At 71.1% G+C, this 11,694-nt stretch carries 11 protein-coding genes; 6 read left to right on the top strand and 5 right to left on the bottom strand.

Annotation, left to right across the window (positions count from 1 at the left end; all coding sequences use genetic code 11):
* Position 1: 1 nt before the first annotated feature.
* The 3 genes from B3D50_RS13365 to B3D50_RS13355 form a co-directional block, all read right to left on the bottom strand.
* Positions 2-982: a magnesium transporter CorA family protein gene (locus tag B3D50_RS13365; protein ID WP_052747993.1), complete on the bottom strand. Its 981-nt coding sequence runs from the start codon at positions 980-982 to the stop codon at positions 2-4.
* 225 nt (positions 983-1,207) lie between these two features.
* The gene (locus tag B3D50_RS13360; RefSeq protein ID WP_286951900.1) at positions 1,208-2,671 is read right to left on the bottom strand and encodes a carotenoid oxygenase family protein; all 1,464 of its coding nucleotides are present in this window, start codon (positions 2,669-2,671) and stop codon (positions 1,208-1,210) included.
* A 24-nt stretch (positions 2,672-2,695) separates the two neighbouring features.
* Positions 2,696-3,130 carry a DUF2141 domain-containing protein gene (locus B3D50_RS13355; RefSeq protein ID WP_286951898.1) on the bottom strand — a complete coding sequence of 145 codons (435 nt, stop codon included), beginning with the start codon at positions 3,128-3,130 and terminating at the stop codon, positions 2,696-2,698.
* 218 nt (positions 3,131-3,348) lie between these two features.
* Here B3D50_RS13355 and rpe point away from each other — a divergent pair, with 218 nt between their 5' ends.
* From rpe to purH, 3 genes are all read left to right on the top strand, one after another.
* Positions 3,349-4,032 (top strand): ribulose-phosphate 3-epimerase, encoded by a 684-nt coding sequence (rpe, locus tag B3D50_RS13350; RefSeq protein ID WP_286951896.1) that lies wholly within the window; start codon positions 3,349-3,351, stop codon positions 4,030-4,032.
* Entirely contained in the window at positions 4,029-5,843 is a 1,815-nt protein-coding gene (locus B3D50_RS13345) for a heparinase II/III family protein (protein WP_286951895.1), read from the top strand. The genes rpe and B3D50_RS13345 overlap by 4 nt, the downstream gene beginning before the upstream one ends.
* Positions 5,844-6,267: 424 nt before the next feature.
* Positions 6,268-7,872 (top strand): bifunctional phosphoribosylaminoimidazolecarboxamide formyltransferase/IMP cyclohydrolase, encoded by a 1,605-nt coding sequence (purH, locus tag B3D50_RS13340; protein WP_286951893.1) that lies wholly within the window; start codon positions 6,268-6,270, stop codon positions 7,870-7,872.
* A 112-nt stretch (positions 7,873-7,984) separates the two neighbouring features.
* On the opposite strand, the gene B3D50_RS13335 is transcribed toward purH, so the two are convergent.
* Positions 7,985-8,800, bottom strand: a complete 816-nt coding sequence (locus tag B3D50_RS13335; protein WP_286951892.1) for a siderophore-interacting protein — start codon at positions 8,798-8,800, stop codon at positions 7,985-7,987.
* Positions 8,797-9,402 (bottom strand): PadR family transcriptional regulator, encoded by a 606-nt coding sequence (locus B3D50_RS13330; protein WP_286951891.1) that lies wholly within the window; start codon positions 9,400-9,402, stop codon positions 8,797-8,799. Before B3D50_RS13330 ends, B3D50_RS13335 begins: the two co-directional genes overlap by 4 nt.
* 102 nt (positions 9,403-9,504) lie before the next feature.
* On the opposite strand from B3D50_RS13330, the gene B3D50_RS13325 reads away from it, so the two are divergent.
* Genes B3D50_RS13325 through B3D50_RS13315 form a run of 3 tightly spaced genes read left to right on the top strand, consistent with a single transcriptional unit; the run spans position 9,505 to position 11,692 of the window.
* Positions 9,505-10,254: a dienelactone hydrolase family protein gene (locus tag B3D50_RS13325; protein ID WP_286951889.1), complete on the top strand. Its 750-nt coding sequence runs from the start codon at positions 9,505-9,507 to the stop codon at positions 10,252-10,254.
* A gap of 57 nt (positions 10,255-10,311) precedes the next feature.
* Positions 10,312-10,800 (top strand): Rrf2 family transcriptional regulator, encoded by a 489-nt coding sequence (locus tag B3D50_RS13320; RefSeq protein ID WP_269296579.1) that lies wholly within the window; start codon positions 10,312-10,314, stop codon positions 10,798-10,800.
* A complete protein-coding gene (locus B3D50_RS13315) occupies positions 10,769-11,692 on the top strand; it encodes an NAD(P)/FAD-dependent oxidoreductase (RefSeq protein WP_286951887.1) in 924 nt (307 codons plus the stop codon). The genes B3D50_RS13320 and B3D50_RS13315 overlap by 32 nt, the downstream gene beginning before the upstream one ends.
* Positions 11,693-11,694 lie beyond the last annotated feature (2 nt).

Genomic DNA, 11,694 nt, shown 5'->3' with positions numbered 1-11,694 from the left:
CCTACAGCCAGCGTTTCTTGCGGAAGAAGAAGTAGGGGAGGGCGGCCGACAGGATCATCGCCCCCACCGCCGCCGGATAGCCGTAGCGCCATTGCAGCTCGGGCATGACCTCGAAATTCATGCCGTAGATGGAGGCGATCAGCGTCGGGGGCAGCAGGGCCACGGCTGCGACCGAGAAGATCTTGATGATCTGGTTCTGCTCCAGATTGATCAGCCCCAAGGTGGCGTCCATCAGGAAGCTCACCTTGGACGACATGGAGACGCTGAGCTCGCTCAGCGCCGCCGCATCGCGTTGCAGCAGGCGCACGGTCTGGCGCGCCTCGCGGTCCGCCTTGCCCCCGGCGCGCGCGCCCGACAGCGCCGCGTGATAGGCCAGCAGCCGCTGCAGGCTGGACAGGCTCTCGCGGATCAGGGCCAGGAAGTCGCCCGCCCGGCCGATATCCTGGATCACCGCCTGCAGATTGTGGCTCTCCACCGCCTTGGGGTCGCGCTTGCGGAAGATCATCCGCGAGATGGCGTCCAGCTCCAGCCCCTTGACCTCCAGGGCGTCGGCGTAGCGGTCGATGACGGCCTCGATCAGCCCCATCATGATGGCCTCGCCGCCGGCCAGCTTCTCGCCCGGCTTGTGGGTGGCGCGAGCGATGAAGACCTGGAAGGAGCGCGGCTGGCCGTAGCGCACCGTCACCAGCCGCCCGCCCTTGAGGATGAAGGTCACGGGCGTCTTGACCGGGTCGTGGGTCTCCAGATCCGTGGCCACGGCGGCGATCATAAAGACGCCGCCGTCTTCGGCGTAGAGGCGGGCCGACGGCTCGACATCGTCCATCTCGTCCCGGCTAGGGATGTCGATGCCGGTCAAGGTCTCCAGCGCCGCCACCTCATCGGCGGTCGGGGAGACGAGGTCGATCCAGCAGGCTGGGCCGTGATCCACGGCCGTGTCCAGGCGCACGAGCCGATCGGCGCGCCAGTCATAGGCGTTCAGCATGGTTGCTTCCTTTCGCGAGGACGACCCTCGCGCGGAAGCGGGAGCGTCCTCAGACCGGCGAAGAAGTTGAAGACGGACTTCGGTCTTCGGGGTTCATCTGAGGGTTTCCAAAAAGACGCCGCCCCAAGACAAGCATCTGGGCGGCGAAGGGGTCTTGGCCCGTTCGGCGGCGGGGGTCAACCGCGCGCCGACGGACCGCAACGAGGCGATGGCGCGGTGTGGCTTTCACGCCCAGTTCCCATGAAACGCCGCCGGCAGGGCCACGTCGGCGCGCCAGGTGGCGACCGGGCCGTCCTCGACGTGCATCAGATCCAGAACATGCAGTTCGCTGACCCCGGCCTTCAGATTGATGGTCGGACCGACCAGCCAGGCGTCGGCCTCGTGCGTCGCGCCGGGCTTGGGGACGTAGACCATCTCGTCCGTCACATGGCCGGGGCCGAAGTCGAAGGAGCGCGTCCGGCCCGACGACCAGTCGGTGACGGCCACCGCTGAGGCCAGGGGCCTGTCGGCGCGCTCGCCCGTGGTGTGCAGGCTGAAGCGACGCGCCAGCCCGGCGCGGCGCGGGTCGCTGCGCGGAAACTCGCCGACGACGCCGGTCCGCTCCAGCCGCCCGCGCCCGTTCGGCGACAGCACGACCATGGCCAGCTCGGCGGGTTCGCCGCCCAGCGGCACGCCGTTCAGCACCTCCTGGGCGCCGCGCGCGGCGAAGTCCATGTCCTTGTGCGCGCACAGGTCGAAGCGGATCGTGCCGTCCGCCTCGTCCCAGGCGTCGCCGACGTGGAAGAAGCCCAAGGGCGGCAGGTCGTAGATCCGTCGCTGGGTCAGGTCGGCCTTGTCGACCACCAGCACCTGCGTCCCCGCCTCGGGCGTCCAGTCGAAGCCCGCCGACATCGGCGCGACGTTGCGGACATGGACCCAGGGCTGCAGCACGATGACCAGATGCCGGGCCGTGGCGCTGAAGTCGTGGATGTAGCTGGCGCGCGGAAGGGCGATCACCTCGGCGTCTTCCAGCGCGCCGTCCGCCGCCAGACGCCAGACCATGGCCTGCTTGCCGCTCACGCCCAGGTTCCAGATGCGGCCGTCCGGCTCGATGCGCGGATGGGCCAGGAAGGGCATGTTCTTCAGATCGGGCCGCAGCGTGACGAAGTCCTCGGTCTCCAGCGTCTCGGGGTCCATGGCCAGGGGCGAGCCCGCCTCCCACAGCGCCCACAGCTTGCCGCCGACCTTGTGCACCGAGGTGTTGGCCGGACTGGCGTCGTCAGCCGAGCCGATGCGGGCGCGCGGATCGCCGACCGTGCCGAAGCCGGGCATCAGCATGGCCCCGACCTCGGCTTCCTGGCGCCGCTTGCGGGTGTCGGCGAAGCGGGCGGCCAGGCTGGCCTGACCGTCCTGCACCCGCCAGCGGCGGATCAGGCCGTCGCCGTCGAACCAGTGCTGGGATGAACCGCCGGGCCGCCGGAACTTGGCCGGACCGTTGCGATAGAGGCTGCCCGACAGCCCCTGCGGCGCCCGGCCGTGCACCAGACGCAGGGCGCGCGGAGCCACGTCGCCCTCCACGTCGGCGGTGGCCAGGGACCAGTCGGAGGCGGCGGCCAGGGCCTGGGCCGCGCGAGCGATGTCGGGCGTCAGCACGCGGGCGGCGGCGAGCGCGGCGGCGCCCATGAACAGGGTGCGGCGGGTCGGGGTCATGGCGGTCTCTTCAGACAACAAGGCTTAGCGGATGCGGATGGTCTGGGCCGTGGCGCCCGAGACGTCGAAGCGGGCGCGGTCCCACCTCGCCGGCCCCATGTTGCCGACGGCGTTGTTGGAAAAGGCGAAGGGTTCGGTCGGCATGCCGAACGGGTTCAAATCCATCTTTCCGTTGCCGTTGACGTCGTGGAACGCCTTCATGCCGTAGGCGCCCGCGGGCAGGTTCTCGAACACGGCGGCGCGCTCGCCCGCCGCCACATCGACCCGCGCCGCGCGGCTGGGCGCGCCGCTCTCATAGGCCGCCTCATCGGCGTAGAGGGCGACCATGACGGCGCCGGTCTCGGCCCCCGTCTCGAAGGTGAAGGTCAGGCGGCTGTCGGCGGATTGGGCGACGGCCGGACCGGCGACGGACAGAGGGGCGGCGGCGAGGGCGGCGGCGATGACGAAAAGGCGGATCATGGAGAGCGTCCTTATGGGCGGGGCTAGAAGTCATCGCCTTCCTTCCTCGCCACGCCGAATCCCGCCAGCGGCCTTGCGTCCACGACCGCCGCGTCTTCGCCAACGACCACCGCCCGCCGTTCACGAAGCGCCAATGAACAGCTTGTCGTCGCCAGGATGCGGCCTGCGTCAGCGGCCCGGCTTGCTCCCCGCGCCGAGGGGCCCTAAGTCGCAGAACCATGACCCAGACGCCCGCGACCGCCGCCCCGCTGATCTGCCCCTCCATCCTGGCCAGCGACTTCTCCAAGCTGGGCGAGGAGATCCGCGCCCTGGAGGCCGCCGGAGCCGACTGGATCCACGTCGACGTCATGGATGGCCACTTCGTGCCCAATCTGACCATCGGCCCGGATGTGGTGAAGGCCCTGCGCCCGCACACCAGCCTCCCGTTCGACGTGCACCTCATGGTCGCCCCGGTCGACAACTGGCTGGAGGCCTTCCGCGCCGCCGGCGCCGACGTCATGAGCGTCCACCCCGAAAGCGGCCCCCACGTTCACCGCACCCTCGGCCAGATCCGCCAGCTCGGCGCCAAGGCGGGCCTGGTGTTCAACCCGGCCACGCCGCTGAGCGTGCTGGAAGAGGCTGTCGATCTGGTCGACCTGGTGCTGATCATGTCGGTGAACCCCGGCTTCGGCGGTCAGAAATTCATCGAGACCTCGCTGAAGAAGATCGAGCGCGCCCGCGCCATCCTCGACCGCGCCGGGTCCAAGGCCCGCCTGCAGGTCGACGGCGGCGTCGTGGCCGCCAACGCCGGGGCCTGCGTCGCCGCCGGGGCCGACGCCCTGGTCGCCGGCTCCTTCGTCTTCAAGGGCGGGCCGGACGCCTACGCCGCCAACATCCAGGCCCTGAAGGCCGCCGCCGCGTGAGCCCTCTCGGCCCCTTCGCTCCGCGCGACAGCGACGTCCCTTTGGCCGAAGGGCACATCCCCGGCCTGAAGGGCGCGCCCGTGCGCACCCCCGTCCGCGCCGCTTCCGGCGCCCGGCCCGACCCGCGCCTGTGGGCCTCGGTCGCCAAGGGGCTGGCCGCGCGCCAGCTGTGGGTCGAGCTGTACGGCCTGCCCGGCTACGGCCTGACGCTGGGCGGCCCGACCGCCGAGGGCTTCGCCGTCAGCCCGCGCGATTTCCGCCCCCTGCCCGAGGAAGCCCCGCGCCCCCTGCTGTCGGGCAAGCTGACGCTGGCGGGCCTCAGCCTCGACGCCGACACCCCTCTGGCGCTGTGGAACAGCCCCACCCCCAGCCGCGCCTTCGCGGTCGAGCTGCACAGCTTCAACTGGATGCCCGCCATGATGGCCCAGGGCGATCGCGGGACGCGCGAGGCCCTGGCCATGACCCTGGCCTGGCGCGAGGTGTTCAGCCGGTGGTCGCCCTTCTCCTGGGATCCCGACATCCTGGCCCGCCGCGTCTATCACCTGGCCTGCGCCGGACGGCGGCTGGCGGGCGCGGCGACCGAGGTCGAGCGGCTGCAGCTGACCGACATCCTGGCCCATCAGGCGCGCCAGCTGCTGCGGCCGCCTGGCGGGATCATGGGCCGGGCCGAGCGCCTGACCGCCGCCGCCGTCGCGGGCTGCGCCCTGAGCGGCAAGGCCGGCGCCGCCATCCGCAACAAGGCGCTGAAACGTCTGCCCGGCGCCCTGGCCGCCACCGTCGCCCCTGACGGCGCCCACGCCACGCGCGCGCCGGAGATGGGGCTGGAGCTGCTGCTCGACCTGCTGACGCTGGACGACGCCTTGGCCCAGCTGTCGGAGGTGACGCCCGAGCCGGTGGCCGAGGCCATCTCACGCCTGACCCTGGCCCTGCGGGTTCAGACCCTGCCCGACCGCCGCCTGGCCGTGTTCCAGGGCGGCGGCCCCTCGACGCCGGAACGCATCGCCGCCGCCCGCGCCCATGACGATGCGCCCGCCGCCCCGCCCAGCGGCGCCGTCGGCGGCCTGCTGCGCGTCTCCAGCCCGCTGCTGACCGTCATGATCGATGTCGAGGCCCCGGCCCGCAACGCCTGGTCGGCCGCCGCCTGCGGCCAGCTCGCCGCGCTGGAGGTCGTCTGCGGCCGCGACCGCCTGTTCACCTCGGCCGGGTGGACGCCGCGCGCCCTGGACCGCCAGGCCCTGCGCCTGACGCCCGGCGCCTCGACCCTGACCCTGGGCGAACAGCCGCTGGGCGAACCGCTGTCCGGCTGGAAGAGCGAGCTTCTGGGTCCGCGCCTGGTCGGCCCCGCCTTGCACGTCACACGCCAGCATCAGGAAGGCGACGGCGCCGTCTGGCTGGAGGTCGAGCACGACGGCTGGATGCCGCTCTATGGTCTGATGCATCAGCGCCGCCTCTACATCGATCAGCGGCTGGACGAACTGCGCGCCGAAGAGCGGCTGCATCCGCCCGAAGGCCGCCCAGAAGCGACCCGAGCCATCGCCGCCCCCTACGCCCTGCGCTTCCAGCTGGAACCGGGCGTCCAGGCCTCGCTGGCCCGCGACCGCCGCTCCATCCTGCTGCGCGGCCCGTCCGGGCGCGGCTGGTGGTTCCGCAGCGACGGCCCCGACGTGGCCATCGAACCCGCCGTCCACATCGACGAGGGCCTGACCCGCCGTTCCTTGCAGATCGTCGTGCGCGGCTCGGCCCGCACCGACGCCGAGACCAAGGTGCGCTGGAAGCTGAGCCCGGCGGGCGCGAGCGGCGACCCGACATGACCGACGCCGGTCGTCTGGCGATGGTGCGGGCTGTTCATACGCTCATCTATGTCGTCATGTCGGCCGCTTGCTTCGCCGTTCTATATGCTGGCCTGACAGGAGCCCGCGGGCCCTGGCTGTGGGTCGCGCTGACGCTAGTGGTGCTGGAGACGACCGTCTTCGTCGGTTGCGGCATGGAAGTGTCCGCTGACCGCCGTCGCTGTCCGCTACGGCGCCAGGATCGACGGGCCCTACGACACCTATTTCCCGGAACGCTGCACTCGGCATACGCTGACGGTGTTCGGGCCGCTGATCCTGGCGGGGCTGGCGCTGAACCTGCTGCGCGCGTTCGGCCTGATCTGAAGACGCCAGGTCGTGACCCCGCCGCCCGTTGGTGCTAGAGGCCCCGCCATCTCCCCGCCCCAGCCGTAAACGGACGCCGCCCATGCCCGCCGCTCCCGACTTTCCGCCCGTACCTGACGCGATCAAACCCGTCCGCGCCCTGATCTCCCTGTCGGACAAGGCGGGGCTGGAAGACGCCGCGCGCACCCTGGCCGGCCTGGGCGTCGAACTGGTCTCGACCGGCGGCACCAAGGCGGCGATCGCGGGCTTCGGCCTGCCGGTCAAGGACGTGGCCGATCTGACCGGCTTCGCGGAAATGATGGACGGCCGGGTCAAGACCCTGCACCCGGTCGTGCACGGCGGCCTGCTGGGCGTGCGCAACGCCCCGGCCCACGCCGCCGCCATGACAGAGCACAATATCGGCGCCATCGATATCGTCTGGATCGACCTCTATCCGTTCGAGAAGACGGTCGAGCAGGGCGGCGGCTTTGAAGCGGCCATCGAGAACATCGACATCGGCGGCCCGGCCATGATCCGCTCGGGCTCGAAGAACCACGGCCATGTCGCCGTCGCCGTGGACGCCGAGAGCATCGGCCTGATCGTCGAAGCGCTGAAGGCTGACGGTTCGACCACCCTGGCGCTGCGCAAGCAGCTGGCCGGCCGCGCCTTCGCCCGCACCGCCGCCTATGACGCCGCCGTCTCGTCCTGGTTCGCCGGTCAGTTGAACGACGCCGCCCCGGCCCGCAAGTCGATCGCCGGTTCGCTGGCCCAGACCTTGCGCTATGGCGAAAACCCCCACCAGACCGGCGCCTTCTACCGCACCGGCGAGAAGCGCCCCGGCGTGGCCTACGCCGAACAGGTTCAGGGCAAGGAACTGGGCTACAACAACATCGCCGACGCCGACGCCGCCTATGAACTGGTGGCCGAGTTCGAGGCCCCGGCCTGCGTCATCGTCAAGCACGCCAATCCCTGCGGCGTGGCCGTCGGAAACACCCTGTCGGAAGCCTACGCCCGCGCGCTGGAATGCGACGCCGTGTCGGCCTTCGGCGGCGTCATCGCCGTCAACCGCCCGTTGAACGGCGAGGACGCCCGCGCCATCACCGGCATCTTCACCGAAGTCGTCATCGCCCCCGGCGCCGACGAAGAGGCCAAGGCCGTCTTCGCCGCCAAGAAGAACCTACGCCTGCTGATCACGGACGGCCTGCCCGACCCGCACGGCGCGGGCGAGGTGTTCCGCTCGGTGGCGGGCGGCTTCCTGGTGCAGTCGCGCGACCGCAGCCTGATCAAGCCGTCCGACCTGAAGATCGTCACGCGCCGCCAGCCGACGCCGACCGAGATCCAGGACATGCTGTTCGCCTTCACCGTGGCCAAGCACGTCAAGTCCAACGCCATCGTCTACGCCAAGGACGGCCAGACGGCGGGCATCGGCGCCGGCCAGATGAACCGCCGCGACAGCGCCCGCATCGCCGCTATCCGCGCCAAGGAAGCGGGCGAAGCCAAGGGGCTGGCCCATTCGCTGGCCGAGGGTTCGGCCTGCGCGTCCGAAGCCTTCTTCCCCTTCGCCGACGGCCTGCTGGAAGCCGTCGCCGCCGGGGCCACGGCGGTGATCCAGCCGGGCGGCTCGATCCGCGACGAGGAAGTCATCGCCGCCGCCGACGAACGCGGCATCGCCATGGCCTTCACGGGCGTGCGCGTGTTCCGACACTAAGCTGGAAGGGCGCTAACGCGAGCCGCGCGGCGGCTCGCTACATGAGCGCAAGAAGAAGGGCGCTGCCGGTCGTCGGCAGCGCCCTTTTCTTTGGCCAAGGCCCGGTCGGGCCTCAGTCCTCGATCTCCTCGTGCGAGCCGGCGCGGCCCAGGCGCCAATAGCCGGCGACCTTCATCCATTTCTGGTTGAACGGCCGGGCGGCCAGCAGGGCCGCGCGCATCGAGCGGGCGACCGAGGATTCGCAGGCGACCCAGACATAGGCGTCGGCCGGGTCGATCCGTTTCGCCGCCGCGACCGCCGCCGCCGTCAGCGCCTCAGGGCGGCCGCGCGGGCCGCCGTTGCGATGCACCCAGACGATCTCGACGTTCGCAGGACTGGGCAGGTCCAGCTCTCCGCCTGCGTCGTTCACCTCGATGCAGGCGATGGCGCGCGCGGTCGCGGGCAATTCCTCCAGACGGCGCGCGATGGCGGGGATGGCCGCCTCGTCGCCGACGAGCAGGTGCTCGGCGAAGCTGGTCGGGATCAGGAAGGAGCCGCGCGGCCCGCCCAAACCCAGTTCGTCCCCCGGCCGCGCATCTTCGGCCCAGGCCGTCGCCGGACCGCCGTGACCGACGGCGAAGTCGATGGTCAGCCGCCGGTTCGCGGCGTCGAATGCGCGCGGCGTATAGTCCCGCGCCACCGGCCGGGGCTCGGGAAACACAGGCCCGTCCGGCCCGAGCGTCGGCAACACCAGAGGCTCGTCGCGCGGCGTGGGGAAGATCTTCACATGGTCGTCGAAGCCGGGGCTGAAGAAGCCGTCCAACTCGTCGCCCGTCAGGACGATCCGCTTCAGCACCGGCGTCAGCTGCTCCACCGCCTCCACGCGCGCGCGGCGGAACTTCAGCTCGTGCCGCACGCGGCGCGGTTGTCTCAGCAGGGCGTCGGTCATGCCTGTCTCACCTTTTCAGCAGCGGCTTCGATCAGATCAGCGATGGCCTCGACCTGGGCTTCGCTCAGCGGCGGCTCTTGCGTCAGGCGCTCATGGGCCACCGCGTGGAAGGTCTCTATGGCCTGGGCGATGCGCGCCGGGCGGTCGGCGCGGCCGCGCAGGGCCTTCATCTTGCGCTCGGCGTGGGCCAGGGCCTCGGCGTTCTCGACCAGCAGGCGGCGCCCCTCGTCGGTGATCGCATAGCGTTTCTTTCCGCCCTCGGCGACGACGCTGACGGCGCCCATGTCCTCCAGCAGGGTCAGGCTGGGGTAGATGACGCCGGGGCTGGGCGTATAGGCGCCGCCCATGCGCGCCTCGATGGCCTTGATCAGCTCATAGCCGTGGCTGGGCTTGTCCGCGATCAGCGACAGCAGCACCCAGCGCAGGGCGCCGTGCTCGAACATGCGGCCGCCGCCGCGTCGACCGTGGCCCTCGCCGCGCATCCGGCCCTCGCCCAGGCGACGCCCTTCCGGCCGCATCGACCGAAACGGACCGCCGTGGCCGCGCAGAACGCCATGCTTCATGCCGCAGCCGCGCTTTCCAGTCCCCTTGGATTCTCTCATTTCATCTCTCACTTCGATATATCTAACTTGCAAACAGATATATCGATATGTCGAAAGCGCAAGACCCCTTTCTTCGGCGACGGGACGGATTAAGCTGCGCCGATGGACACCGTCGTCGCCCGCTGGGCCCAACTAGAGCCCCATGTTCACGTCGTCGGACCGGATGACGACAAGCGCCGCCCGGCGGTTCTGCTGTTCCACGGATGCGGCGGGCTGCGGGCCCACCTGCCGCGCTACGCCGAGGCGGCGAAGGCCGCGGGCTGGCGCGCCGTCATCGTCGATTCCTACGGACCGCGCGGCTGGGGGCGGCCCTTCACCCTGACCACCGTCTGCACCGGCCTGCTGTTCCGGGGCTATGAGCGCGCGGGCGACGTGCTGGCGGCCATCCACGGGATTTCTCTCCGGTCCGACGTGGACCCCGCGCAACTGGCGCTGGGCGGGTGGAGCCACGGCGGCTGGGCCGTCATGGAGATGATGAGCGAGACGCCCGAGCCCGGCCGCATGGGGGTCGCCGACCCGGCCAGCGTCGACCTGTCCGGCGTCAAGGCCGTCTGGCTGGCCTATTCCTATATCGGCCCCTGGGCCTTCAACCGGATGAAGCCCTGGCGGCACTGCCCGCGCGTCCTGGCTTTGACGGCCAAACGCGACCACCTGACCACCGTGCGCAACGCCGAACGGGTCAACGCCATGATCCGCGATTGCGGCTCGGAGGTCGAAAGCTGGGTCGCCGACGGCACCCACGCCTTTGACGAGCCGACCAACAACGGCCCCATGCGCCACCACCCCGAACTGACCGAAGAGGCGCTGCGCCGCTTCACCGCCTTCCTCAAGGACAGCGCGCCTCACGCCTGAAAATAATCACGCGGCCGCGTCTTGACGCACGCTCTATCACGTAACAATTGAAGTTACATGAAGCGAGACTCCCGCCTCTCCAACATCCTTCACGCCCTGCTGCACATGGCCGAGCACGAACAGCGCTGCGGCCGACCGATGACCTCGGACATGCTGGCCACCTGCCTGTCGACCAATCCGGTCGTGGTTCGCCGCACCATGTCGGGCCTGCGCGAACAGGGGCTGGTTGTGTCCGAGAAGGGCCACGGCGGCGGCTGGCGGCTGGCGCGTCCGCTGGAGGCCGTCACCCTGGGCCAGGTTCACGCCGCCCTGGGCGAGCCCGGCCTGCTGCCCGAGACGCCGCCGGTCGAGGCCGAGGGCTGCCTGATCGAGGCCGCCGTCAACGACGCCCTGTCCGACACCTACGCCGCCGCGCGCGCCCTGCTGGCCGCGCGGCTGGACTCCATCACCCTGGCCGATCTGGCGGCGGACTTCTCGCGCCGGCTGGCCGCCCATCCCAAGAGAGACCTGCTCCATGCACACGCGCGAAAATCCGATGCCTCATGACGCCGTCGTCATCGGCGGCTCCTACGCGGGCCTGTCCGCCGCCCTGCAGCTGGTGCGGGCGCGCCGCCGCGTCCTGGTCATCGACGACGGCCGCCCCCGGAACCGCTTCGCCGCTCGCGCGCACGGGGTGCTGAGCAACGACGGCCGTCCGGGGTCTGAGATCGCCGCCGCCGCCCGCGCCCAGGTCGCGGCCTATCCCACCGCCGCCTTCCGCATGGCCGAGGCGGTGGACGCGACGCGCATCGACGGCGGCTTCTCGGTCGCCTTCGCCGACGGCAGCCGCACCATGGGCCGCCGCCTGATCCTGGCCCACGGGGTCGAGGACGTCCTGCCCGACCTGCCCGGCGTGAAGGAGCGCTGGGGCCGCACCGCCCTGCACTGTCCCTGGTGCCACGGCTATGAGGTCGGCGGCGGGCCGATCGGCGTTCTGGGGCGCGGCGACCATGCGGTCCAGTATGCGAGCGTCGTCGCCGAATGGGGCCAGGCCGTGCTGTTCATCGACCCGGCGCGCCTGAGCGAAGACGACGCGCGCGTGCTGGCGCGGCGCGGCGTGACTATCGAGCCGACGCCCGTCGAATGCCTGGAAGGCGAGGCGCCGACCCTGACCGGGGCGCGGCTGGTCGACGGCCGCTTTATCCCGCTGAAGGCCGTCTTCATCGGCGCCCATGTACGGCAGTCCGGCGGCTTCGCCGAGCGCCTGGGCTGCGAGATGACCGACACCCCCATGGGCCGCATCGTCAAGGTCGACGCCCAGCAGCAGACCAGCCAGCCGGGCGTCTTCGCCGCCGGCGACCTGGCGCGGCCGGCGGGCAACATCACCCTGGCGACGACGGACGGCATGACCGCCGCCCACGCCGCCTTCCGCTCCCTGATCGAAGAGGAGACGGCCTAAGG

Source organism: Brevundimonas sp. UBA7507 (assembly GCF_002478355.1).
In the GTDB taxonomy this organism is placed as follows: domain Bacteria; phylum Pseudomonadota; class Alphaproteobacteria; order Caulobacterales; family Caulobacteraceae; genus Brevundimonas; species Brevundimonas diminuta_D.
This window is presented reverse-complemented; position numbering and strand designations above follow the sequence as displayed.

Bases quoted from the DNA above. Each gene is read 5' to 3' on its own strand.
- B3D50_RS13365 (WP_052747993.1), bottom strand. From the start codon at position 982: ATGCTGAACGCCTATGACTGGCGCGCCGATCGGCTCGTGCGCCTGGAC.
- B3D50_RS13360 (WP_286951900.1), bottom strand. From the start codon at position 2,671: ATGACCCCGACCCGCCGCACCCTGTTCATGGGCGCCGCCGCGCTCGCC.
- B3D50_RS13355 (WP_286951898.1), bottom strand. From the start codon at position 3,130: ATGATCCGCCTTTTCGTCATCGCCGCCGCCCTCGCCGCCGCCCCTCTG.
- rpe (WP_286951896.1), top strand. From the start codon at position 3,349: ATGACCCAGACGCCCGCGACCGCCGCCCCGCTGATCTGCCCCTCCATC.
- purH (WP_286951893.1), top strand. From the start codon at position 6,268: ATGCCCGCCGCTCCCGACTTTCCGCCCGTACCTGACGCGATCAAACCC.
- B3D50_RS13335 (WP_286951892.1), bottom strand. From the start codon at position 8,800: ATGACCGACGCCCTGCTGAGACAACCGCGCCGCGTGCGGCACGAGCTG.
- B3D50_RS13330 (WP_286951891.1), bottom strand. From the start codon at position 9,402: ATGAGAGAATCCAAGGGGACTGGAAAGCGCGGCTGCGGCATGAAGCAT.
- B3D50_RS13325 (WP_286951889.1), top strand. From the start codon at position 9,505: ATGGACACCGTCGTCGCCCGCTGGGCCCAACTAGAGCCCCATGTTCAC.
- B3D50_RS13320 (WP_269296579.1), top strand. From the start codon at position 10,312: ATGAAGCGAGACTCCCGCCTCTCCAACATCCTTCACGCCCTGCTGCAC.
- B3D50_RS13315 (WP_286951887.1), top strand. From the start codon at position 10,769: ATGCACACGCGCGAAAATCCGATGCCTCATGACGCCGTCGTCATCGGC.